Origin of the sequence: Companilactobacillus alimentarius DSM 20249 (assembly GCF_002849895.1) — a bacterium.
Classification (GTDB): domain Bacteria; phylum Bacillota; class Bacilli; order Lactobacillales; family Lactobacillaceae; genus Companilactobacillus; species Companilactobacillus alimentarius.
On sequence record NZ_CP018867.1, the window covers coordinates 1330611 to 1355726 of the forward strand.

General features: G+C 35.4%; 26 protein-coding genes, 1 tRNA gene and 1 other annotated feature. Of the genes, 10 read left to right on the forward strand and 17 right to left on the reverse strand.

Annotated elements, in window-relative coordinates; genetic code table 11:
- The first annotated feature begins 32 nt into the window (after window positions 1-32).
- Entirely contained in the window at window positions 33-539 is a 507-nt protein-coding gene (locus LA20249_RS06390; protein WP_057738362.1) for a YbhB/YbcL family Raf kinase inhibitor-like protein, read from the forward strand.
- Here the strand turns inward: LA20249_RS06390 and LA20249_RS06395 are convergent.
- From LA20249_RS06395 to trpS, 7 genes are all read right to left on the reverse strand, one after another.
- Window positions 536-1459: a Ppx/GppA phosphatase family protein gene (locus LA20249_RS06395; RefSeq protein WP_057738360.1), complete on the reverse strand. Its 924-nt coding sequence runs from the start codon at window positions 1457-1459 to the stop codon at window positions 536-538. The genes LA20249_RS06390 and LA20249_RS06395 overlap by 4 nt on opposite strands.
- A 71-nt stretch (window positions 1460-1530) precedes the next feature.
- The gene (locus LA20249_RS06400) at window positions 1531-2304 is read right to left on the reverse strand and encodes an ABC transporter permease (RefSeq protein ID WP_057738358.1); all 774 of its coding nucleotides are present in this window, start codon (window positions 2302-2304) and stop codon (window positions 1531-1533) included.
- Entirely contained in the window at window positions 2301-2942 is a 642-nt protein-coding gene (locus LA20249_RS06405) for an ABC transporter ATP-binding protein (protein WP_057738356.1), read from the reverse strand. The genes LA20249_RS06400 and LA20249_RS06405 overlap by 4 nt, the downstream gene beginning before the upstream one ends.
- 168 nt (window positions 2943-3110) lie before the next feature.
- Window positions 3111-3836 (reverse strand): DUF4811 domain-containing protein, encoded by a 726-nt coding sequence (locus tag LA20249_RS06410; RefSeq protein WP_057738354.1) that lies wholly within the window; start codon window positions 3834-3836, stop codon window positions 3111-3113.
- A complete protein-coding gene (locus LA20249_RS06415) occupies window positions 3836-5338 on the reverse strand; it encodes an MDR family MFS transporter (protein ID WP_057738352.1) in 1503 nt (500 codons plus the stop codon). The genes LA20249_RS06410 and LA20249_RS06415 overlap by 1 nt, the downstream gene beginning before the upstream one ends.
- A gap of 25 nt (window positions 5339-5363) precedes the next feature.
- Window positions 5364-5801, reverse strand: a complete 438-nt coding sequence (locus LA20249_RS06420) for a MarR family winged helix-turn-helix transcriptional regulator (RefSeq protein WP_057738350.1) — start codon at window positions 5799-5801, stop codon at window positions 5364-5366.
- A gap of 128 nt (window positions 5802-5929) precedes the next feature.
- Window positions 5930-6946 (reverse strand): tryptophan--tRNA ligase, encoded by a 1017-nt coding sequence (gene trpS / locus LA20249_RS06425; protein ID WP_057738347.1) that lies wholly within the window; start codon window positions 6944-6946, stop codon window positions 5930-5932.
- A gap of 303 nt (window positions 6947-7249) precedes the next feature.
- Between trpS and helD the strand changes: the two genes are divergently transcribed.
- Window positions 7250-9523 carry an RNA polymerase recycling motor HelD gene (helD, locus tag LA20249_RS06430; protein WP_057738345.1) on the forward strand — a complete coding sequence of 758 codons (2274 nt, stop codon included), beginning with the start codon at window positions 7250-7252 and terminating at the stop codon, window positions 9521-9523.
- Window positions 9524-9588: 65 nt separating this feature from the next.
- Here helD and LA20249_RS06435 read toward each other — a convergent pair whose 3' ends face one another.
- A complete protein-coding gene (locus LA20249_RS06435) occupies window positions 9589-10254 on the reverse strand; it encodes a CPBP family glutamic-type intramembrane protease (protein WP_057738343.1) in 666 nt (221 codons plus the stop codon).
- Between the two features lie 113 nt (window positions 10255-10367).
- Here LA20249_RS06435 and LA20249_RS06440 point away from each other — a divergent pair, with 113 nt between their 5' ends.
- Complete coding sequence (locus tag LA20249_RS06440) at window positions 10368-11441, forward strand: acyltransferase (protein WP_057738341.1); 1074 nt, start codon at window positions 10368-10370, stop codon at window positions 11439-11441.
- A gap of 65 nt (window positions 11442-11506) precedes the next feature.
- Here LA20249_RS06440 and LA20249_RS06445 read toward each other — a convergent pair whose 3' ends face one another.
- Both LA20249_RS06445 and LA20249_RS06450 read right to left on the reverse strand, forming a co-directional pair.
- Window positions 11507-13417 carry a collagen-binding domain-containing protein gene (locus LA20249_RS06445; protein WP_057738339.1) on the reverse strand — a complete coding sequence of 637 codons (1911 nt, stop codon included), beginning with the start codon at window positions 13415-13417 and terminating at the stop codon, window positions 11507-11509.
- Window positions 13418-13747: 330 nt separating this feature from the next.
- Complete coding sequence (locus LA20249_RS06450; protein WP_057738337.1) at window positions 13748-14617, reverse strand: DegV family protein; 870 nt, start codon at window positions 14615-14617, stop codon at window positions 13748-13750.
- 314 nt (window positions 14618-14931) lie between these two features.
- Here LA20249_RS06450 and LA20249_RS06455 point away from each other — a divergent pair, with 314 nt between their 5' ends.
- On the forward strand, window positions 14932-15213 hold the full coding sequence (locus LA20249_RS06455) for a hypothetical protein (RefSeq protein WP_057738334.1): 282 nt from the start codon (window positions 14932-14934) through the stop codon (window positions 15211-15213).
- Window positions 15214-15515: 302 nt separating this feature from the next.
- On the opposite strand, the gene LA20249_RS06460 is transcribed toward LA20249_RS06455, so the two are convergent.
- Window positions 15516-15589, reverse strand: a tRNA-Thr gene (locus LA20249_RS06460).
- A gap of 52 nt (window positions 15590-15641) precedes the next feature.
- Complete coding sequence (locus LA20249_RS06465) at window positions 15642-16163, reverse strand: HdeD family acid-resistance protein (protein ID WP_057738332.1); 522 nt, start codon at window positions 16161-16163, stop codon at window positions 15642-15644.
- Between the two features lie 121 nt (window positions 16164-16284).
- Here LA20249_RS06465 and LA20249_RS06470 point away from each other — a divergent pair, with 121 nt between their 5' ends.
- A complete protein-coding gene (locus LA20249_RS06470) occupies window positions 16285-16935 on the forward strand; it encodes a metal-dependent transcriptional regulator (RefSeq protein ID WP_057738330.1) in 651 nt (216 codons plus the stop codon).
- 85 nt (window positions 16936-17020) lie between these two features.
- On the opposite strand, the gene LA20249_RS06475 is transcribed toward LA20249_RS06470, so the two are convergent.
- From LA20249_RS06475 to LA20249_RS06490, 4 genes are read right to left on the reverse strand one after another with little or no spacing between them, the layout of a single operon-like run.
- Entirely contained in the window at window positions 17021-17821 is an 801-nt protein-coding gene (locus LA20249_RS06475) for a DUF975 family protein (RefSeq protein WP_057738328.1), read from the reverse strand.
- Window positions 17822-17877: 56 nt separating this feature from the next.
- Entirely contained in the window at window positions 17878-18810 is a 933-nt protein-coding gene (locus LA20249_RS06480; RefSeq protein ID WP_057738326.1) for a DUF4097 family beta strand repeat-containing protein, read from the reverse strand.
- Window positions 18803-19465 (reverse strand): DUF1700 domain-containing protein, encoded by a 663-nt coding sequence (locus LA20249_RS06485; protein WP_057738324.1) that lies wholly within the window; start codon window positions 19463-19465, stop codon window positions 18803-18805. The genes LA20249_RS06480 and LA20249_RS06485 overlap by 8 nt, the downstream gene beginning before the upstream one ends.
- Window positions 19458-19772, reverse strand: coding sequence for a PadR family transcriptional regulator (locus LA20249_RS06490; protein WP_057738322.1), 315 nt, complete (start codon window positions 19770-19772; stop codon window positions 19458-19460). The genes LA20249_RS06485 and LA20249_RS06490 overlap by 8 nt, the downstream gene beginning before the upstream one ends.
- A gap of 153 nt (window positions 19773-19925) precedes the next feature.
- Window positions 19926-20147 (forward strand) — a binding site (T-box leader).
- A gap of 171 nt (window positions 20148-20318) precedes the next feature.
- Between LA20249_RS06490 and LA20249_RS06495 the strand changes: the two genes are divergently transcribed.
- Genes LA20249_RS06495 through LA20249_RS06505 form a run of 3 tightly spaced genes read left to right on the forward strand, consistent with a single transcriptional unit; the run spans window position 20319 to window position 22496 of the window.
- Entirely contained in the window at window positions 20319-20972 is a 654-nt protein-coding gene (locus tag LA20249_RS06495; protein WP_057738320.1) for an amino acid ABC transporter permease, read from the forward strand.
- Between the two features lie 11 nt (window positions 20973-20983).
- Window positions 20984-21622, forward strand: a complete 639-nt coding sequence (locus LA20249_RS06500; protein WP_057738318.1) for an amino acid ABC transporter ATP-binding protein — start codon at window positions 20984-20986, stop codon at window positions 21620-21622.
- A gap of 19 nt (window positions 21623-21641) precedes the next feature.
- Window positions 21642-22496, forward strand: a complete 855-nt coding sequence (locus tag LA20249_RS06505; RefSeq protein ID WP_057738316.1) for a transporter substrate-binding domain-containing protein — start codon at window positions 21642-21644, stop codon at window positions 22494-22496.
- Window positions 22497-22561: 65 nt separating this feature from the next.
- On the opposite strand, the gene LA20249_RS06510 is transcribed toward LA20249_RS06505, so the two are convergent.
- Window positions 22562-23494, reverse strand: coding sequence for an ADP-ribosylglycohydrolase family protein (locus LA20249_RS06510; protein WP_057738314.1), 933 nt, complete (start codon window positions 23492-23494; stop codon window positions 22562-22564).
- 412 nt (window positions 23495-23906) lie between these two features.
- On the opposite strand from LA20249_RS06510, the gene LA20249_RS06515 reads away from it, so the two are divergent.
- The gene (locus tag LA20249_RS06515) at window positions 23907-24380 is read left to right on the forward strand and encodes a nucleoside 2-deoxyribosyltransferase (protein ID WP_057738312.1); all 474 of its coding nucleotides are present in this window, start codon (window positions 23907-23909) and stop codon (window positions 24378-24380) included.
- 9 nt (window positions 24381-24389) lie between these two features.
- Window positions 24390-24944: a TetR/AcrR family transcriptional regulator gene (locus LA20249_RS06520; RefSeq protein WP_057738310.1), complete on the forward strand. Its 555-nt coding sequence runs from the start codon at window positions 24390-24392 to the stop codon at window positions 24942-24944.
- Window positions 24945-25116 lie beyond the last annotated feature (172 nt).

Genomic DNA, 25116 nt, shown 5'->3' on the forward strand with positions numbered 1-25116 from the left:
TTACTGCACCTCATTCAAAGGAGATTTTATATATGGATATTAAAGTATCATTACCAAATAATTTATTACCAGATAAGTTTGGCAAATATGCTGCTCCAGAAGATATAAAAAATGGGAAACCTATTATCAGTTTCCCAATTCAATTATCTAATCTTCCGGCAGAGACAAAGACTATTGCTTTGACTTTTACTGATCCCGATTCAATTCCAGTTTGTGGTTTCGAATGGATCCATTGGACAGCAGCAAACATCCCAAGTTCTCAGTTAGAGATACCCGAGAATTTCAGTCAGCTCGCTAAAAGTCCGATCGTTCAAGGAAAGAACAGTTCGGCTAGTCCACTAGTTGATGGTCCCAAAGATGTACCGACAGGCTACAATGGACCAAATCCACCAGATCAAACCCATGATTACGTTCTTAGGGTATTTGCTCTGGATGATAATCTTAATTTGGAAAATGGTTTCTGGATGAATGAATTATTACACAAGATGAATGGTCATGTCCTAAGTTCTGCTCAACAGATCATTCCTAGTCGTGCTTAATCCGATTCTTTTAAATGCATTTTATGAAAAAAGTTAAAGACATAACCTTCTCTAACACCGAAATTCGAAAAACGAATCTCGGTAGAGGGGGTCTTTTTTATTATTTCAGAAATTATCAGTATGCCACCCAAAATAACTTCATACCTACCGTCACTTAATTCCTTAATATGACTGCGCTTTTCCATCGACGAATGAATCAATTGATTAAATAATCCATCGATTTGATCCACGGTAATAACTGAGTTATGAAGCGTCTTCTTTTTCTTGTTTTCACGATTCAAAATGCTTGTAACAGCCCTTAAAGTCCCACCTAAACCGACGAAGGTAGCATCTGCCCCCATCCAATTCAAATGGTCGAGTCGGTCGTTAATAGCTCTTTTAGCTGCTTTTAATTGTTCACTTTTTATTGGATCACTAGCTAAATACAAATCCGAAATTGAAATGGCACCGATTGGAATACTCAACCCGTGTTTTAAACGGCCCTTTTTGGCTAAACTAATCTCACTGCTACCACCACCGACATCGACGATTAAAGCATCTTTGATCCGCATCGTGCTCCTCACAGCAACATAATCATAATAAGCTTCTTCTTGCTCATTGATAATCTCCAGTTGCAGACCAGTTTCTTTCAAAACTGCAAAGATCAACTGCTCTTGATTCTTAGCCATTCGCACAGCTGCTGTAGCGATTAAACTAGTTCGGTCTACGTGATACCTTTCAATTCGAGTTTGAAATTTCTTTAGAACAGCAATAGTCTCTTCAATTTGTTCATTGGTCAATAAACGACTCTGCGCGATTGATTTTCCCAACCGTACAGGTTCCCGCCAACGATCTAAAGTTTTAAAACGATTCTTTTTTGAAGATCGATACACTGATGTTCTAATGGAGTTAGATCCAATTTCAATAACTGCTAACTTCAAATTTACATCACATCCCATTGTATCAATTATATAAAAAAATAGACCTACATAGTAGACCTATTTTCACAAAGCTAAGAAATTAATTCATTTCTTAATTGTTTTCGTTCATTAAAGAATTGTTTATACCCTAGATAACAGGAAATAATCGAACCAATACTAGTTGATCCCAAAAGCATAAAAGTAATCATAATCTGATATTTAATTGCCTTTACAGGGTCAACTCCCGCAAAAATCAATCCTGACATCATTCCCGGTAAACTGACTAGTCCTAACGTCTTAATCGAATCAATCGTCGGTTGCATGCCACTTTTGATACTATCTCGTAAAATATCGAGTGACGCCAATTTAATATCAGCTCCCAAAGCTAATTTCTCCAAAACTTGTTGGTGTCGATCGGTAAATGTCTGCATCATATTCCGATAGCACAAGCCGATTGCCACCATGATATTGCTAGCAATCATTCCTGTAACGGGGACGATTTGTTCGGGAATGAATTTAATTGAACCGGTCCACACCAAAATTACTAAGGTAAAGGTAGTACCGACAGCAATGGCCAACAATGAAATCAAAAAAGCCTTAGGAATACCGTTTCCACGCTTACCTGCATTCCACGATGCATTGACCACAATAATAATGAAACAAGCTAAGGTCAGCCAAATATCGTTAGTTTTGATGACGAACTTCAAAATATATCCAACGATTGCCAATTGGATAATAGCTCGTATAACGCCAATAAAAATAGCTTTATCAATGTGTAACTTTTCAATGTAACCAATTACCAATGCAACTAAAACTAAAACAAACCCTAAGGCCAAAGTAGAATTAGATACTGTTAAATTAGTCATGAAATTACCTCCCCGTTTTTTATCGTAATTTTATCATGGGATGCCGAAATCTCTGATTCATCATGTGTGACCCGTAGAATCGTTAAACCTTGCTGATTAAACTCTTGTAACATTTTATGAACGATCCGTTTGTTTTCCACATCTAATCCAGCTGTTACTTCATCAGTTATCAACACCTCTGGTGGAAAAAGTAAATTCCTGATCAAAGCAATTCTTTGTTTTTCCCCACCAGAGACATCGTTGACGCTCTTATCAATGTAACTAGCATCTAAATTGACCATTTTTAAATAATCAATGACCTTTTCCTCATCAAAATTACTATTTCGCACTTCAAAAGGAAATTCCAAATTATCACGAATACTTTTCCCAAATAAGGTTGGCTGTTGAAAAGCATAAGAGACTCGTTGACGGTAATTAGTCGGTTCATAAGTCTCAATTTTTTTGCCGTCAAATCTTACCTCGCCACTAGTAGCTGTAATCATTGACGCCAATATTCTCATAAGGGTACTCTTGCCACTACCTGAGGGACCGACAAAAGTTACATATTTACCTTTTTCAATTTCTAAATTAATATCTTTTAAAATCTTCTTATCACCGACCTGATAAGACAGATTTTTCACTTCAAAAATCTTTTCCACAATCTCTCACCTCTTAACTATTTTTCTCCACTAAAATAATTATCAATGCCAATGCATCTTACACCTAATAATTTGCTTGCAAAATTCAATTCACAAAAAAAGACTATTCTCTATAGAATATACTAGATACTACAATTCTAAGGAATAGTCATTTTTATTAAATCTATTTTATTTCTTTACTTCTTGAATCAACTTAGCTTGCGCTTCAGCTTGAAATTCTTTTTGAGCTTGTTTAGCAATCTTTTTTTGTTCAGCTGAACTCATTGAAGAATTGGCTTGCATAGCCTTTGTTACTGCGGCTTGAACGTAAGCTGCCCCTTCTTTTTTCATCTGAGCTTTAAAAGTTTTGCTGCTCATTTTCTTTTGAAGTTGTTTAGCTTGAGTAGTTGTTAGAACTAACCAATCGCTACCAACCTTAAAAGTATTTGTTTGTTTAACAAATTCTTTATTATTGTCGGAAATACCAAACAAGAATGAGTAGAAACCATTCTTATATTCCCAACGAGTTGTCTTTTGCTCTAAGGTTGCAGCTGAGTAGTTACCAGTCTTGACAACGTTTTTAACATGAACATTTGCCTTAGTTGTCTTAGGCTTTTTAGCATTTGCTGTTTCTGGTGTCCGATAAACATAAACGTTCTCTTTACCGCTAGTACCTAATTTCTTCTCTAACAACAAATTAGAACCTTTTTGAGCTGATTGAATTTGATAAGTAGTCTTATTAGTTACTTGCTCCATTCCAAAATGATTGTATTCATTTGAAATCAACAAAACCAAACTGATGATGAACAAAGCGATAAACGTAAAAGATAGTGAATAACCAACTTTTTTATTCTTTAAAAAGACAGCGAAGAAATAAGCTAATCCTGCAAAAATTAAAATGGAAATTAAAATCATTATTCTTCACCTGCCAATTTAGTTTTCTTCAATTGATCAGTATCAATTGCTTGAGACTTGGAACTATTATTGACCAAGAATGTGATGAAGAAACCAATCAAACAGAAAACAATTGCTACAGCAAAGGCAGCGTGATAACCGCTCAAAGTAGAATCATAGAACTTCTCTTGATAAGCCAATGGCGAAGCCTTTAGAAGTGATTGTCCTGGTTTCAAATTGTTTGTTACGTTAGTCAAGACACTGATCAAAATAGCAGTACCCATAGAACTAAATACTTGTCTAACAGTATTATTAACGGCTGTACCATGACTCATTAAGTTGAATGGCAAAGCATTCATACCATCAGTTGTAACAGGCATTAAGACCATAGAAATACCAAACATACGGATCATGTAAAGGATAACGATATCAAGAATTGGCGTGCTCTTTGTCAAGAACAAGAATGGAATTGTACCAGCAGTTAACAAGAACATTCCCATACGTGCCAAATCTTTTGGTCCATACTTATCAAAAGCATTACCAGTAATTGGACTCATGACACCAATCATCAAAGCTCCTGGTAGTAATGTTAAACCAGAATGGAAAGCGGACATTCCTTTAACGATTTGAAGATAAAGTGGCAATACCATTTCAACACCGACCATAGCCATATTAGTAACTGATGACAAAGCGGCGGCAGTAGCGAACTTCTTTTCTTTGAAGACACGCAATTCCAAGAATGGTTTCTCCATATGCAATTGACGGAAACCAAATAAGAGAATAAAGATAATTCCCACAACAATTGTTCCGATAACAGTCATTGAACCCCAACCGTCATCACCAACTGATGAGAAGCCATACAAAATAGCCCCAAATCCAAGTGTTGATTCAATCAATGAAAGAACATCAAGTTTTGTACGATGAGTTTGAATAACTGGACGCATGAAGAAAAAGGCTAAGATCAAAACGATCACAACGATAGGAATGATCATACCGAAAAGTTGTCTCCATGATGAGTTGTCAATGATGAAACCTGAAAGTGCAGGTCCGATGGCTGGAGCAAGTCCAATAACCAATCCACCTAATCCCATGGCAGCACCACGTTTATTAGCTGGGAAAATTGATAGCATAACGACTTGCATCAATGGCATAGTAATACCAACACCAACCGCTTGAATCAAACGCCCTGCTAAAATAGTTCCAAAGTTTGGAGCTGTAAAACACATAATTGTACCGACTAAGAAAGTCGACATTGCGATAATATACAAAATTTTTGTACTGAAATTGTTACTTAACCAAGCAGTAACAGGAATCATAATACCGTTAACCATTAAGAAACCAGTTGTCAACCACTGAACATCAGAAGTTGTAACGCTGAATTCTTTCATTAAGGTTGGAAAGGCGGTAGTCAAAATTGTACCGTTTAAGACAGTACAGAATGTACCAACAAGAAGTACTAAAACCAAAAGATTACGGTTAAAGGGCTTCCCGTGAGCATCCACGATTGCTTCATTATTCGCCATAATAACAAAAATCCTCTTCTCTATTTTATTTAGAATCTATCTCAATATTGTCTAAATTATCATAGACCTTAATCAAGATACCTTCTAATTCTGTTTGTTCCTCAGAAGTTATGCCTTTAAAAATTTCACCATTACTCTTTTGAAAAGCTTTGCGAACTTCCCCGTAAAGCTTCAAGCCTGCGTCAGTAATGGTAACAATTTTCTTACGACGATTATTCGGATCAGCATGCCGGGATACAAATCCGCGATCCTCAAGTTTTTTTAATGAACGAGCAATACTTGCTCCATCGAATAAGGTGATCTCACCGATTTTATCTTGACTAATTTCTTGATGTTTATAAACAATGGCTAAAAGGATACTTTCAAAAGCATTCAAATCCTCTTTTTTTAAATAACTTGCAGCTATTCGCTTTTTAACCATGGTGTATCGCATCACGAAACCAATCAAATTATAATCGTCCATTAACCCACCTCATTTTTTTCAAAAAAAACTTTAATTTTTTAGAACAAAAAACATGCTACACCCGACTCTTGATAAAATAAAGAGTTAAGCATAGCATTTTTCTGTAAAAACGTTTTTATTTTCAGAAATTAATCAAAATAGTTAACGCCAATAGCCTTTCTAACCTTAGATAAAGTTTGGTTGGCAACAACATTAGCATTGTCACTACCCTTTTTCAAAATATCATAAACGCCAGGGATATCTTTTTCATACTCAGCACGACGATTACGAATAGGTTCAAGAATTTCTTGTAAAACATCATTCAAATAACGTTTTACTTTGACGTCACCCAAACCACCGGCTTGATATTGCTCTTTCAATTCAGCGACCTTGTCCTTATCTGTAGCAAAGGCATCAAGATATGTGAAAACCGTATTGCCCTCTATTTTACCAGGATCTTGTACGTGAACGTGATCGGGGTCAGTATACATGGACATTACTTTCTTAGTGACTTCATCAGCTGAATCTGATAGGTAAATACAATTGCCCAAAGACTTGCTCATCTTGGCGTTACCATCAATTCCGGGCAATCTACCTTGTCCCTTAGGTGGGAAATAACCCTCTGGTTCTACCAAAGTGTCAACATCGTATGTATTATTAAAGGTACGAACGATTTCACGAGCTTGTTCCATCATAGGTTCTTGATCATCGCCAACTGGTACTGTATCGGCCTTAAAAGCTGTAATATCAGCAGTTTGACTAACTGGGTATGTTAAGAAGCCAGCTGGAATGCTTTGACCAAAACTCTTTTGCTTGATTTCAGTCTTAACAGTAGGATTTCTTTCCAAACGAGATACAGTTACAAGGTCAAGGTAGTACATTGTCAATTCATTCAAAGCAGGAATCTGTGATTGAACTAAAATATTAGTTTTAGAAGGATCGATACCTACAGAAAGGTAATCAAGGGCCACTTGAATCAAACTGTCACGCACTTTTTTAGGATCGCGAGCATTATCTGTCAAAGCCTGCATATCAGCGATCATGATAAACATTTTGTACCTACCCTCATTTTGTAACTTCACACGATTCTTCAATGAACCTAAATAATGACCAATGTGTAACTTACCTGTAGGACGGTCACCTGTTAAAATTGTATTTGTTTTCATAGCTTTTCCTCCTGAATTTTATCAAAGCAAGTATTTGAAGTATAAAAAAAGCGCCTATTGTATTACAATAGGACGCTTGCACGTGGTACCACCTGTTTTGTAGAATTTATCTACCACTCTCGGCTTTAAAGTTGCCACCTTTACCCATTTCCTAAAACAAGGTCGATAACTTTCTCAGCCATGAAGTTATTCTCTGAACCAACTTACTTGAATTAGTACTCAAAAATGCTTATGCTTTAATATACTCTAATTGCTATTAGCATAGTTAAAAAACAACAAATTGTCAACGCGAGGTATTTTTTTATGACGATTAATCAATCAAAAGCAGCAGAACAAAAACGAGTTAATGAAGTCGCTGAAAAAATTAACGACAAAATTGAACGTGTCGATCAAAATATCGACCAGGCCCATAAAGAAACCAGTCGTATTGAACGTAACTATGGCGAAAACACCAAAGTCAATACCACTGAAGTCGATGACCAAATGGAAACTAACGCTTCTGTTCAACAACAGAAACAATTAGTTGCCTTAGCCGTCGAGAATGAAAACATTTTAAATTCAAATAGATTAAAACTAGAAAATTTAAAAGGATCACCTTATTTTGGAAGAATCGACATTGTCGAAGACGGTGAAGAAGACACCCTTTATATTGGAACCTCAACGCTTCAAGATGATGATGGTGAATTCTTAATTTATGATTGGCGAGCTCCAATTTCTGGTATTTATTACAATGGGATGCTTGGAAAAGTTACTTATCCTACTCCCAATGGCAAAGCCGAAGTTGATCTCAAGAAAAAACGCCAATTTCAAATTGTTCACAACAAGATCAGAAATATGTTCGATACTAACGAAACCGTTGGTGACGAAATCCTCCAATCTGTTCTAGGCGAATATAGCGATGAGTATATGAAAAATATTGTCGCTACGATTCAGCATGAACAAAATACTATCATTCGTGACACCAGATCAGACGTTCTCTTAGTTCAAGGGGTTGCGGGTTCTGGTAAGACATCCGCTATTTTGCAACGAGTAGCCTACTTGCTCTATCACAGTCGTTCAACTATGAATGCTGATAATATCGTCTTATTTTCACCTAATAAATTATTTAGCAATTATATTTCCGAAGTTTTGCCTAGTTTAGGTGAACGCAACATGCGTCAAGTCACTCTCAATGAATTCATTTCCTTAAGATTAACCGGCATTCAAGTCGAGACCCTCTTTGAGCGTTACGAAAAAGACGAACGCAATCTGCCTGAAACAACCGTTAAGATGCGTCTATATAAGGAAAGCGGCGCTTTCTTGGATAAATTAGAACAACTGGAAAATGACAATCCCAATCACACCCCATATTTTGAGGACGTTATCTTCGAAGGTAAACCATTCTTCACGCGTGATGAGATTATGGCAATTTACCAACATATCAATTCTGCCTATCGTATTCCTGATCGCTTCTTGAGAACTAAGAATGCCCTTATCAAGCGTCTCCAAAAGCGTATTCACGACGATCGTAACGAAGACTGGGTCCAAGACGAGATTGATAACCTTTCTGACGAGGATTTCCAACAAATAATTACTGATCACAATATTGAGGAATTGACTAATCAAAGGGAAATCATTGCTGAGGAATTCTTACGTGACCGCTATGCTCCAATCTATAACGCCTTGATTAATAATTATTTCTTTAATCCATACAAGGAATATTTATATTTGCTCAACGAAATGCCACAAGATCTAGTTTCTGACAGTGTTTGGCAAACAATGATTGAAGCTATCGACCACCAAGTCGAAGCCCACAAGCTTAATCTAAGTGACTCAATTGCGGTACTTTATTTACGCGATTTTCTTACGGAAAGTGGTGTCAACCACTCTATCCAACACATTTTCATTGATGAGGTTCAAGACTACACTATGGCTCAATTGAAATACATCTCCCATGCCTTTCCTAATGCTAAGATGACTCTTTTAGGAGATCGTGCCCAAGACGTTCTTACTAGTTCATATCGTAAAAACGACTTAGTAACTGAGGTCAACGAATTGTTCAAAAACAAGCGCATTACAACTATCACTTTGAATCAGAGCTATCGTTCAACTGCTGAAATCACTAACTTTGCCAAGAAACTATTACCTAATGGCGATGAGGTCAAGGCTTTTTCTCGTCAAGGCGAAGATCCAGTTATCAAGGTATTTGACGACCAAAACTACTATCAAGGCCTAAAAGATACTGCTAAGGAACTGAACAAGAAGTATGAAACAGTCGCTATCCTAGCTCGTAACCGTGCTCAGGCAGATCAGATCTACGCCCATTTCAGTGACGAATCCATTGTGACTTTAGTTGACGCTGATTTTCGTTCCATCCCTAAGGGAATCCTGATTTTACCGATTTATTTAGCCAAGGGATTGGAATTCGACGCTGTTATCGGTCATGATATTTCCGCCAAAAATTATCCAGATGATCGTAGCATTGATGTTTTGTACACAATCTGTACTCGAGCAATGCACAGCTTGACTCTTTGTGTTGATAATAAAGTGTCGCCACTCTTGCAGGAGGAACCACAAGAATTAATTTCAGAATACTAGATTTCACATAAAACAATAGGGTCAGGTAATTGTATTTAATTACCTGACCCTATTTGTCTTAATATTTAAATTATAATTGTACCGATAGCAGCACTGATCATTGCTACAAAAATGGCCATTTTTTCATCTTTGGTGTACAAATATGTCAGTGCATAACACCAACCCAAAGCCATCATCATTAAGAATTGTAAAAATGATCCCGGCAAACTGATTAAACCAGCAATAATTCCACTAAAAATAATTCCCATGACGGCGCTATAAGCTGAACTTTCTCTGAAGAAATAATTGAAGAAAAATCCAGTTTGAACCAACTGTTGTTGCACGGCTATGACAAAGACATTTGCCACCATGTTGAAAACAAACACTTTCTGGTCAGAACTAACGACGTCGTCATTTTGAAAACTAGGTAATTTACCAGTCACTTGCAAATAACTGACCATAATTCTTAATAGACAAGCCATAATAATCATCAAACTAATAAAGCCAATATTTGATACTAATGAATAGGCAAAACCATCAGCCGTATCTGAAAATGATTTCTCTTCACGAACATACTTTCTAATCATTAGAAACAAAGTTACAAGTCCAATGATAAAAAAGATGATAACAATCGGGACACTCAAACCCTTTTGTGAGGCAGCATGATTTTTCAGTATTAACGTAACGATAGAAAATACGATCCATATTAAGTATCTAACAAAATCGGTTCCAGGGGATTCTCCTACGCGCATAATAAATTCTTCCAATCAATAATTTTACTTTGTCATTATATCATACGCTAATACTTCATTTTAGGGGCGTTTTACATTATTATTGAGAGAGTTATTCATGGGGGATTTATTTTATGTACAAAAAGCAGCGTATCTTTTATCTAGACTTTATTCGCGTTATCGCCATTTTATTAGTCATCTTCATTCACGTCTCAACTGTTGATACAGTGAAGCACATCGGAACTACTGACTGGCAAATCATCAAAATGTTAAATTATTTTGCCCACATCAGTGTCCCTATTTTTTTTATGATTTCAGGGGCATTAATTCTTAATAGTCCAAGAACTCTATCCTTAAAATATACTTGGCAAAAGCGTATTCCACGAGTGTTGATTCCCTTTATACTTTGGTCAGTAATTATTCCTACTGTAGTTTATCAATCCTCCAATCAATTATCATCACCTGCTTATTGGAGAAGTTTAAAATTCATGCTCAGCAAACCGACTTCACCAATTCTCTGGTTCATGTATCCTTTGATTGGAATTTATATTTTATCCCCCGCTCTAAAAACCTTTGTGGATAATGCCAGTATGAAAATGTTAACTTACATTACTGGTGTTTGGTTAGTCACCTGTTCTTTATTGCCATCTCTCAACGTCATGATGGGTAAAGATATGAAACACGTCTTTCAACTATCCCCTGTCGCAAGTTTTATGTTGATTGGAGGTTTCGTAGGGTATTATTTATTAGGATATCTTCTTAGTAAGATTGATCCCCGTAAAATCAGTGCTTGGGCGTTGTTGACACTTTTTATTGGAATCGGTACTTTCGGAAATTTCTTCTCTGAATCGGTTCCTAAAACCTTTGATGTCAACAATAGTTACTATGTCACATCACTGTTTATTCCTATCATGTCAATTTCAGCATTCATTCTCCTCCAAAAGTGGGGTATGAATATCAAATCTCATAAAACTATTAGTTTCTTCGAATCCTTTTCACCATTAGTTTTTGGAATTTACTTAATTCACAATCTTATCGTATTTTTCATTGAGCCTTGGTTTATGAAGAATATTGATATAAAGGGCATTCCTGCAACATTCTTACGTTATTTTACAGTTGTTATTATTTCCAGCTTGATAATTTGGCTGTTGAGTCTGATACCTGGAATCAATTACTTACTCACTGGACATACACGTAACAAAAAATAGTTCTAAAAAGCGTCCTTAAGCTTTGATTATCCTATCAAAGTCTAAGGGCGCTTTATTTGTTTATTCTAATCCTTTTTGATCTTAATCTCTTTTAATAAAAAACCCAAAGCAATTAAGATAATACCTGTTATTGTTGCTAAAATTCCAGAAGTAGCTCCAGTTTGTGGTAAAGAACCAGCTTCATTTGTTGTCTTCAAATCAGGTGTTTGTGATTCATCTTCATCCTTACCAACTGCCTGAGATAAAATCCCTTCATCCAAGTTGCTGTCAGTTTGTTCATCTTTGTTGTTGTCTGAACCATCGGTAATTAGATTTTGGTCGTCATTGTCATTTTCATCTGATTCATTTGCTTCGTCAGAATCATCATCTTTATCAGTATCAGGTTCTGTTGTGCTGCCACCGTTATCTTCGTTATTGTCTGTATCTGGTGTTTCAGAATCTGAATCTCCGCCATTGTCTTCGTTATCGCCAGTACCTGGTGTCTCGGAGTTTGAATCTTCACCATTATCTTCGTTATTATCAGTATCTGGTGTTTCGGAGTTTGAATCCTCATCATTGTCTTCGTTATTATCAGTATCTGGTGTCTCGGAGTTTGAATCCTCATCATTATCTTCAAGATCACCATCAGGCTCAATATCTTCTTCCTCTTCATCATCAGGATCGTCAATATTTGAGCCATTATTTTCATCAGTATATTCGGGCAACTCAGCCTCACCAGGAATTGTCACAGGTCTTTCAAACTCTGTTTCTTGTGGGGTATCATCCTGTAGGTCCCATCTGTGGGTCTCTGCATTTACATTGACTTTATCAGCCACAATATTACCATCAAGATTTTGATTAACATTTATTGTTGCCTTAGGAGCTAAAACGCTTCCTTGAAATGCTCTATCAATATCTATTTCTCCGTCATATAAATTACCGGCAGTTGTACTATCATAAAAATTCCACAACAGATGATTATCATCGAAGTAATCAGTCTCTTGATTTGGACGTTCCGTATTGTCCTGCCCGTCACCATTATTAAAAATCAATTTAATTTGAGAATTAACCGTATATTTCTCTTGCCCTTTAGTATCGACATTTATAATGACGCTGGTTGCAGCATCGTTATTGGCAGACAAACCGTAAATGGTCAACGGTGTCCCTGAAGTCAATACATCTGCGTCCAAATTGATGACAATTTGATTATCCTCATTAGGTTGATAATTATCTAAGTTAATTACACGCTGGTTTTGATCTGGGAAATTACTGTTATTAATAGTCGTCGTTGGGGCAGTATTAGCCAAAGCTGTTGATTTGTTATCTAATACATTAAAATAATGTGCAAAATCAATATATTTATTGCCATTTTTATCTTGATACGTCTCATCTTTTGTCAAATGATCAATGTTAGTTCCATCTACAACAGTTCTATTCGTATTTGAAACATCCACATTATTATTTTCGCCAAAAACGACCTTATTTGTCCTATCGGCAGTCCCTTGAACAAAAGAACTACTTGCAATAGTATTATGATTTTGAACATAGGAAACATCCTTATTCAAATATCCTTCGCCAATACTAGTCCCAAAATTAACATGTCCATTCAAAGTACCTACAGCCAAATTACCATTGGTATGGGCATTCAACGTTGCTTCATTAGCGAAGATATGAAAATTGGAAGCATACCCTAAGCGATTAGAAGCTTCATTTGTAAAATCATCACTGACTTGACCACCATCTTGTACATCGGGATTTTCCGTTCTAGATGTATTGTTTTGTTGAGCTTGAGTTGTTTGACTCTGGTTAGCACTTGTTTGATTACTTGTAGAAGTGCTTTGAATTGAGGCTACTTGATTATTAGTACTTTGGGTAGTAACTGTTGTGCTATCAGAAGTATCATCAGCACTAACCGTTGTGGCACTTATCCCCGTTAGAACCACTGCACTGATTGCCACACATGATAATGCCCAATTTTTTCCCTTTTTCATTGACATAATTAACTAAATCTCCCTATCTAAAATTTAGAATAATTATTATTATCCAATAATTATAGTAATAATTACATTTAAGCAAATTATTGCTCTACTATAATTTATTGTCAAATTACGATTTAAATATTGCACAACGATTTTACGAAAGTTTTTCTAAAATATTACAATAAGCAAAAAGCACAATTTAAAAATCTGATAATAATCGGACTTTTGAATTGTACTTTCAGTTTATTGGCTAATTTATTTAATAAAAATAATATCAAAATGATAAATGATAGCAAAAAAATAGTTTTATTGATAATTAAATTTAAATCTAAGTTAAATTTCTGTATCTTACTTTCTATTTTCAGTTCCCATAACAAAAACAGCCACACAACCAAACCCAGTATGGCTTGAAATTGTCATACCGATTGGATTTATTTGTACATCGGCGTTACTGACTCTATTTAAAATATGTTGCTTAACAAAATCGGCTGCTTCCCAGTCACCACTAGTTGTGATAATAATAGGTTGGTCCAAATCGTTCTTCATTGCTGAGACTACCTTTTCAGCTAAAGTTATCAAAGACCGTTTTCGAGTTCTAATTTTAGAAACGAATCGCAACTTGCCGCTTGGATCAACATCTAACAACGGCTTAACCTTGAGTAAAGTTCCCAAAGTTGCTGACGCGCGTGAAATTCTGCCACCGTGATAGAGATATGTCAGGTTATCAACCGTAAACCATTGTTGCAAACGAAGTTTATTTTGATCAAACCACTTTACTAACTCATCTAAACTGGCGCCGGATTTTTGCAATCGCACGGCCTCCAAAACCAAACGGCCTTCACCACCACTGGCTGCCAAGGTATCAACGATTCGAATATGTGCGTGGGGATTATCCTCTAAAATAATTTCACGAGCTTGTCTGGCACTGGACATCGACCCACTCAACCCACCGGAGAATCCAACATAGACAATCGGAATATCTTTTTCAACATATTTCTTGAAAAATTCAGTGTACTCGCCAATATTGACTTGGGTAGTTGTTGGTAAAACACCTGCCTTAATCTGTTCATAAAATTTAGTTAGTGGATAACTTTTTCCGAAGTCATTAACTAACTCTTGTCCTTCAATTTCTGTATGAAAATAAATTGCGTCAACATTATTAGTCTTTAAAAATTCAACCGGTAGATCACATTCTGAATCTGTTATTATCCGATACATTTCTATACCCCCGTTATGATTCTTCTCATAATAATAGCATTTATTATTATAATGTAAACTATATAATCTAGTTTTTAAAACTAGGTGGTTAATCACATTAATAGTTGAAATAATCCTACAAATATTTATAAATAACCATTCATCAATATTATAATACATAATTATTTTTTCTAGTCACTTATCACCTTTTAAAAACTGCCTCAATTCCCACCTACAAATCTAATTAATTTATTTAATATTCATCTGGGTTTAAAATTAAATTGTGAATTATTTTACTAAGGGAAATAAAATTTCAATAAAGGAGATAAATAATAATGAAGGCAACCAAGGCATTGTGGGGGTTATTTCTATTTATTATGAGTTTATTTATTATAGGAGGAGTTTTATTTAGCAAGGAAATGTTGCCATATACTATTATATTTTTAGTAATAGCTGCTTTAATTTTATTTGGTATATATAAATTTGCTGGAAATATTTTTAACAAGACATTCGACAAAACTAAAGATCTAATAGACTCAAAGAATAACAACAACGGTTCTTTGAGAGCACAATATCGTAGAGAGAAACAAAATAATTCTAATTTGAGACATAGATAATATTTGTAATAATGCAATAATAACAAATCTCGTACCTTCTTTAACCGCTAAGAAGGTATTTTTTTCGGTTCAACAGCTGTGCGTGCAAAAACATTATTAAATCAACGTTTATAAGCATTTGTTTTGCACATGTGCATTTTGCACATTTTCCAAAAAGCTCTCCGTGCAAAATAAAATCAAAGTCCTTTGACTTTTTATGATATTCTTAGAATTTTAAAAAATAAAAAAAACACCTAAACGCTGTTATATCAGCACTTAGATGTTTTGATTTTTATAATTGATGTTCTTTGATGTTCTTAAAAAGCCGTCTATCGGATTTGAACCGATGACCTCCACCTTACCATGGTGGCGCTCTACCTATCTGAGCTAAGACGGCAATACATCTCCTACATTCTATCAAATTTGTCTCGTGTAGAAAATGCTTTTACTTAAAATGCTTCGATAATTTCTGCAATTCCAGTAGCAAAGAAGAAGAAGGCTAACATGAAGACGATAAAGCCTCCAGCTAATACTGGATTAAACAACAAGATTATCGCAAACAAAAGATTCAAACATGCTAAAATCACAATCAGAATATAATATTTTCTACCAAAAAAATGATAGAAACGTGACGTAAATATTTGAAAGATTGCATCCAACAGGAACCAAATGGCAAACATATAAACAATAAATACGACACCTACTTGAATATGTGAAATAAAAATAATTCCAATAATAATATCAATAATAGCTGTAAAAATCGTCCAGCCGCTTCTGACTCCTAAAACTCTCGTCATCTGTGAACCGAACCATAATTGGTAAACTCCTCTAATAATCACAAAAAATCCGAATATTACAGCAATTGTAGATAAGCTCTTCAATGGATACCAAGTTACTAAATAGCCTGCATACAAAGAAACCAATCCAACAATGAATCCAAACCAGTCAAATCGCTTTTTAGGATCGACCATAATCATTCCCCCCCTTGTTTTTTCAGTAATAATTTTAACATTAAGAGTTATCAAAGTTGAGTAATATGCGCTATAATAGAAAGGCTAATAATATTATTAGGCTAAACGAAAGGTTGTAAAATTGTCCCCTAACAAAGAAAACTATCTAAAAACTATATACGAACTAAATTATGATTTCACTAAAATCACCAATAAGCGTATCTCTGAAATCATGAATGTCTCCGCACCTTCGGTCACAGAAATGTTGAATTCTTTATCGAGCGAAGGATATTTGACACACACGCCATACAATAAAATTGTTCTAACTCCTAAGGGTAATAAAGTCTCCGAAAAGTTAGTTAGAACACATAGACTTTGGGAAGTCTTCCTACATGAATGTTTGAAATACCCAGTTGATAACGTTCATCACAACGCTGACGCCTTGGAACATGCTTCAGATGATGGTTTAATTGACCATCTAAATGATTTTTTGGATCATCCCCAACGTTGTCCTCACGGTGGAATTATCCCCGGTAATGGTCAGGGAGAAACTGATGCTGATGACAAATTGCTCAGTATGATTCCTGACAATACTAAGGTCCAGATCGTCAGAGTTTCTGATAATTATGACTTTCTACAATATTTTGGTAGTTTGAATCTAGAAATTGATGATACAATTGAAGTTCTCAAACATGAAAAATTTGATAATTCCTTAGTTGTAAAAAAAGAAGATGGTACCAAATTAACTATCGGCGCTAAAGCAATTGATTATATTTTCGTCGAATTAAGATAATTACATTTAAACCCCAAAAAGAGCCAAGTAATCAAAAAGATGATTACTTGGCTCTTTTTTGACTCGAAAAATGAACTTGTTATTTTCAGTTCTTATTCTGAGATTTCAAATTATTTTGTAAAACTTTTTGATAGAACGTCGCCATCACCAATTGCTCGTATGGTTGCAACCAAATTGATAACAATTCATGCGTCAATGCATTCAGAATTTCCCAGAAGAAAAACTCTAAACAGATGGAAAAGTAAGTCCATTTATAGCCACGCATTAAAATTGTACTGCGACTGAAACTAGAAAATGCTATTCGTAAATTCCATTTTCCCTGCACGGCAACGTCATCTTTAAAAATTAAAAAAGACTGAGAAAAGATAACCAAAAACCAGATTCCTGGAATTATATAAAGCATAAAACCAGCTTCTAAAAATAATCCCAATAACGCCGTTATGAGCAACAGTGGAAAGAAATATCTTCCCGTGAAAGCTTGCAAGCTATCCTTCAAAGCATTGATTTGATAATCGGGATTACGTATTTTGTCTACCAAAGTATAAGAAATCCCCGCACAAATCATGACAAAGAAGAAAAAGAATGCATAGATAATGACATTACTTTCAGGTGTCAAACTCAACATGTATTGTGCCGCTGAACTAGGATCATTAGCCATACTTGTTGATATTTCTGACAGGCGACGGCTAGCCTGCTCTGGATCAGCTAAATTAACATTAATATTAGCCATCCAACTCGTATAAATTTTCATTCCAAAATATACTGCTAAGAACCTTAAGAGAATCGGAATAATATTAAGGGCAACATTTCCCTTAATATCTTTAAAAAAAGCCCGATGAGCGTCTCTTCTTACTTCCAAAGCAGATATTCGATTGTTAGTATTCATCGACATCCCTCACATTAATAACGCCATTATAACAAAGATGAACTCACTAAACTAATTTACTTAATCGTAATCGGAGCTTTATTCGTTTGTACTACCAACAAGTTCTTGGCATCAGTTCTATTTTGATAACTGTTGCCATACTTCTTATCAAAGTATCTAACATAACCATTATTAGAAGTTAAATTCAAACCATCAACTGTCAAACTGCTTCCATTGAAATGACCCGATCCAAATATTTTGAATTCATTTCGATTCATCATAGTAGTCTTGGAGACACTAATCTTACTATGATTTGCCAAAGATTTTATCGTATCCAAATTAGAGTGTTTAATACTCAAATCTGAATCATCTAAATTAAAATGAGATTTTAAAATAGTTGCATTGGTTGCATTGATATCAGAATGCGCATTGGCAACCAAATTAGCATTGGTGATTTTAGTATTCTTTATATCAAAAACAGCATCATAGATATTCATCTTATCAATATTTTTAATCGTGGCATCAGTCAAATACAAATTCGAATCATAATCTAAATCTTTGGCTGATTTAACTAAATTATTAACCGTTACGTCACTTATCTTGATATCACCACCCGCTACGCGCAGATTAACATTATTAAGGGACTCGTTCATTGGAATCGTAATCGTTATATTATCATTTTCAAGAACGCCAACACCAATCATTCCCTTTTTCTTTTGACCCATAACAGTCAAAGTATCATTTTTGATTTTGTATGTAGGAGCGGAAGACTTCTCACTATTGATACGAACTTTATAACGGTCCCCTAGACGAATATTTACATTGGCATCGTTTCCCTCCACATAGACATTTTTAAATTTATCTAACGGATAAGTTTCATCGACTCTTTGTACTACCTTAAAACCGTGTTCCCAGGTAACTGATTTATTACCACCCATAATGAAACCACCGAGTAGCAATAATCCACCTATTATCAGTAGATAAAAACCGGTAACAAAATACTTACGCATTCTTCTTCTCCCCCTTTATTGGAGTCTTTCTACCGTAGAGTAACTTCTTACCCAACCAACGGAAGAAGATGACAATTACGCTAAAGAACCACTTGAACAGCGCGATAATTATTGGAATCAAAAAGAAATCGATCCCTAAAATCACCAATCCAACACCTAGATAGAAAACAGTTGTGGCAAATGATTGAAAAATAACTGAAAATCCCATGAAAATGGCACCGATCCCACCTATTACTGAAGCAGCTACTAAGAAAAGAAACGACAAAACTAAAAATATTCCTAAAGCAACAGTCAACGCAAGCATTAATATCACTACAAAAGCAATCGGCAAGGCAATTGGGGATGCCATCAAGGCTAAAATCACCAAACCAATCATCGCTATGTTCTTTTTAAAACGCTCATTATTCGTTAGACGGCCATCATTGACATGCTGATAGTTCTCTTCGGACATTTTGATGGAATAATCTGCTAAAACTTTTCTTGCTAAATTTTTAGGCGTTCCCAATTTATTGATAATTGCATCCGAACTGGTTAACTTAGCATCGGTCAAATATTCTTGATAGAATTCAACGACGTCGTTTTGTTCGGATTCACTCAATTGATGTAAATATATCTTAAATTCATCAATGTAAGAATCTATTGCTCTATTACTCATTATTCCCCTCCAAAATTTTGTCAGTAGCGCTCTTTAATTCCTGCCAATTCTTTTTGATTTGTTCCAGCTGCTCTTCACCTAGTCGAGTAATCTTATAATACCGACGATTACGCCCTTCATAGGCTTCGTCATAAGTACTCAGCCAACCTTCTTTTTTCAAGCGTCGTAAAATGGGATACATCGTCGATTCAGAAATTGGAAAAACCTTCTGAACTTCTCTAGTAATTGCGTACCCATAATAATCTTCTCTTGTCAGCAGGGCTAAAACAGAACCTTCAAGAATCTCAGTTGATACTTGAATCGCCATATTGTTCCCTCGTTCCTACTATACTATACGACGTATAATATCATTTAATTAACAATATGCTTTAATTAATAGTATAAGTCAATTCTAGAAATAAAAATGCTTGACAATAAACTCTCTAGGAAGTAAGATAATTTCAACATTTTAAAACAAATATAAAAAACGACGACAGAAGAGTAATTGAGTAAACTAGTCCAGAGAGTCAACGTTGGTGCGAGTTGTCCTAGTCCTTAATGAAACACATCTGTAAGTTGAATGATTGAAAAACAGTAGATCATTTCGGTAGCACCGTTACAGCTGAAGTTATTGTAACTTCATGAGTCTAATATTGTGAGATATTAGAAACCAGAGGTGGTACCGCGAATATTCGCCCTCTTGATCTTTTGAGATCAAGAGGGCGTTTTTTATTTTCAGTATCTTTTATTTACAATGACTTCTTGAGGTTAATATCGTGAGGTATTAACGAACTAAGGTGGAACCACGTGAAAACGTCCTTTAGCAATAATTGCTAAGGGACGTTTTTTTTATATTTGAAAAGGGGAAGAAATTATGATCAATTATATTTTTGAAATTTTACCATCGCTTCTCAGCGGTACCGTTATGACTTTGAAAATCTTCTTTTGGACTTTGATCTGTTCATTGCCACTAGGAATATTAGTATCACTAGGACGCAGTTCTAAATTCAAACCATTGAGTTGGATTATCTCATTTTATATCTGGGTTATGCGTGGAACTCCATTACTTCTACAACTGATTTTCGTTTTCTACGGACTACCTAATATGCCCTTTGCCCATATTGTTTTTGAAAGATATGATGCGGCCCTCTTCGCTTTTATCCTCAATTACACTGCTTATTTTGCCGAGATTTTCCGTGGTGGCTTTGGAACTGTCAGCACTGGACAATTCGAGGGCGCTAAAGTTTTAGGACTAAATTATTGGCAAACAATTCGTAAAATAATCATTCCACAAGTTGTTAAGATTGTCCTACCTTCAATTGGTAACGAAGTTATTAACTTAGTTAAAGATTCATCTTTGGTTTATGTAATTGGTCTAGGGGATCTCTTAAGAGCTGGAAATATTGCCAGTTCCCGTGACGTTACCTTATTACCACTAGTTTTAGTGGGTATCATCTATCTACTGTTAACTTTGATCTGCACTTGGATCTTAAAAATCTTAGAAAAGCGCTTTAGTTATTACCGTTAGGAGAGAGAATTATGTTGAAATTAACAAATATCACAAAAAGTTTTGATGGCAAAACCATTCTTGATAATTTAAATTTAGAAGTCAAAGATAATTCAATTTTAAGTATCGTGGGTCCCAGTGGTGCTGGTAAAACAACCCTCTTACGTTGTATTGCAGGACTAGAAAGAGTCGATTCAGGAACTTTTTCTTTAAATAATCAACCATTCGATCCTTATGATGAATCAGTCAAAGAACGGGTCATTGGCGTCGTCTTCCAAGATTTCAATCTTTTCCCTCATCTGTCAGTCATGGAAAACATTTCTTTAGCACCAAAATTGGTCCTAAAACAAGATCAAACTACCGTTCAAAATAACGTCAATAACCTGTTGGAACAATTAGGACTCACTTCTTTAAAAAATCAATATCCGTTCGAACTATCAGGTGGACAAAAACAACGAGTTGCCATTGCGAGAGCTTTGGCTATGCAACCACAAATACTCTGCTACGATGAACCAACTTCCGCACTCGATCCTAGTTTGCGTGACACCGTGGCTCAAGTTATCCTTGATTTGAAAAAAACTGGCATTACACAAATTGTCATTACTCATGATCCTGATTTTGCTAAAAAAATTGCCGATCAATTGCTCGAAGTTAAACCGTTAAACGATTAGTCTCAGGGGGATTAATAATATGAAGAAAAAAATTTTAATATTTATCGCACTATTATTCTTTGCCTTGGGATTGACCGGTTGCAGCAGCAATCAAAAGTCGGTCGCTCAACAAGCTAATACTGCTGATACTTGGTCACACATCAAAAAACGCGGTCGAGTTATTATCGGTTTAGACGATACTTTCGTGCCAATGGGCTTTCGACAAAAAGATGGCAAGCTTGTCGGTTTCGATATTGATTTAGCCAAAGCAGTTTTCAAACAGTACGGTATCAAAGCTGACTTTCAGCCTATTGATTGGAATATGAAAGAAACTGAACTTAGAAACCAGACAATTGATCTAATCTGGAATGGTTATACGATTACACCAGCTAGAGAAAAACAATTAGCCTTCTCACGTCCTTATATGGCTAACCGTCAAGTTCTAGTAACTAAGACTTCAGAGAAAATCAATTCCTTCAAAGGTATGCAGAATAAAACCTTAGGAGTTCAAACCAGTTCTTCTGGTGCCAGTTTGCTGGACGAACATCCCACAATGTTAAAAAATTACATCAAGAATAAAACGCCAGTCCTCTATGATTCCTTTAATAATGCTTTAATGGACCTAGATGACAATCGGATTCAAGGACTCTTGATTGATAGTGTCTACGCTGGTTACTATATTAGTAAAGAAAAAGATCCCGATTCATACAACACGACCCGCGGCGGTTTCAGTGGTGAAGACTTTGCCGTTGGTATGCGTAAAGGCGACAAAACTCTCAAGAAAAAAATTGACACCGGATTGCAACATTTATCTAACACTGGTGAGTTACAAAAAATTAGTCAAAAGTGGTTTGGTAATTCTGACAATATTCTAATAAAACCAAATAATAAGTAAAAAGCATCCATTTAGAAGTCCAAACGATTTTTGAAATCGGTGAGACTTAATAAATAGATGCCTTTTTATTTTGCTTCTATTTTGGCAAACGGATCAATAATCCCCTGCAATAAGGGTAAATTTTGTAATTGACCGACCCAATTTGAATCAACTCGATCAGACAAATACTGGCAGCTAGCCATTGTTCCTGCAATACTAGCAATCGTATCTGTATCCTCTCCTAAATTGACCGCTAAAATAATTGCTTCATTGATTGATTTAGAATTCAAAACAGTCCAAACTACTGCTAATAAAGTATCTACCACATAACCAGTCGATTTGATATTATCGCGACTACGATCCTTAAATCCTGGCTGAAAAATAGCTTGATAATAATCGAATTCTTTCCATTCAATCGCATCAACAGCTCCACGAAATTCATTGGGTAAAACTTGTAAAGTATCGGTAAGATTTTTTCCATTTAATAAACTGTGTAATATTTCTAAATAAATATAACTGGCCATAATTGCTCGAGGATGACGATGGGTCAAAGTTGTATAATTCTTTGTTAAAGCTAATCTCTTTTTCAAATCAGATTCATTTCTCAAATCAATTGCTAGTGGTGCCAGACGCATGAGAGCACCATTGCCGTTTGCAAATTCACTCGGATCACCACATTCAAGTGCTGGATAATGATTTATTGACCAATTTCGAATCGCTTTAGCACACGTTTGTCCAATCCCAAAGGCTATATTATTAGGCGTGAATTGATTGTCATACATGTACTCTTCAAATTTCTGCATTAATTGTTCATAATCTCCGCCTTCAACCAAATTACTCATTAAGGGTAATGTAAAGGAAGTATCATCCGACCAACTACCCGCTGGTTGTTCCCAAGTACCGCCACTTTCCATCGTATCGACATAATAAGAATCCCGTTTAGCAAACTCAAACGGAACACCAATGGCATCTCCCACGATTCCTGAATATAAAATATTTTTAATCTGAGCAATATTCACATTATCATCTCCGTGAAAAAAACTGAGGCCAAATTCTCAGCCTCAGTTATTAAATATTTTTATCGAGATTATCTATCCCATCTATAGCACGTTGTCCCTAGAAGATCAACAAAATAAAGGCCAGAAATATGCCAAACATTGCCAGCCAACTGACTTTTTTCTTATCTTCATGAATTTTTCGCAATCCATTTTTATTCATAAGCATCATTCCTCCGTGCCAACTTCGTTATATCATCTAAATTTGTTTATGAAAAGGCTTTTTAATAAAATTTATTAATTAAATTTCCCCTAATCCTTTTAATTTAAACTATATTTTAACCCTAAATAATGTAAACTCAACATTATTTTTCATGTATTAAAGAAATATTTAGTATAATTGGTACATAAACATAAAGGAGCAACATTTTTAACCATGGAAAAGAAGAATCGAGTATACCTTGCCGGACCTTTTTTCAGTGAAAATCAAATTAAACGCTTAGACGAAATTCAAGCCCTATTAGAAAAGAACTCTACTATTGGAGATATTTTTAGACCTGGGAAGCATGAATACACCGCTGCCGAATTTGGTTCACTCGAATGGCAAACCGCCGTTTATAAACACGATATAAACAACATTAATATTTCCGATGTAGTAGTCGCAATGTTAGACTATAAATTGGAAGAAAAAGAAATGGAACCAGATTCCGGAACCATGTGGGAATGTGGCTATGCAGTGGCTAACAACATTCCAGTTATTGGAGTTAGAAATAATTCTGATGAGCCATTAAATCTCATGCTAGCCGGAAGCTTAACTGCCTTTTTCAATGGTCATGACAGCATTCAAAAAATTAAGGACTACGACTTCAATTCATTGATGACCAGATATGAAAATGTCAAGGTACTGTAGGAGGACACCATGTCACAAGTAACCCAACGAACCGAAAAATCAATTATAACTGCTATGATTTCTTTATTACAAAAGAAACCTTTTGAGAAAATCACGGTTGGTGACATATGTGACGAGGCCCTGATCAACCACAGCACTTTCTACCGTTATTTCAGTGACAAGTATGCGTTATTACATGCCGTTTTCTCCTATCTACTAGACGACTTGCTTAACAACACTACCAATTCCAAAACCATCGTTACCCAGATTGCCGACTTTATGGAAAAGAACAGCAAGTTCATGCATCACATTTCACCGCAGTATCAAACAAAAGCTAACCTTTATCCTGAATTTAGAAGTATTTTACGCGATATTGTTAAAACCAAAAGTAAGGACCCTAACAGTCAAAATGATCCTTTAATTAAGATGATCACCGAATCAGATACCCCCGAATTAATGATTAGCTTCATCGTCGGTGGTTTGATTGGACTAGTTGAATACTTGGAAGACAATGACTTTAATGTTTCTTATGATAAGTTTATAGAGTTCGCCGGAAATTTCTTCAGCCAATGGGGCAAAGGATAAAATTATTTTTATCTCATAACCATTTATACAATAAAATCTAATTAACAATCGAGGATCCTGTCACGCATTTGGCACGATCCTTTTTCTGATATAAAATGTAATTTGCTACTATTAAAAGAGATAATGATGCAAACATCTTCGTCAAAAAAGTATTTTTTAATAAGCATGATGC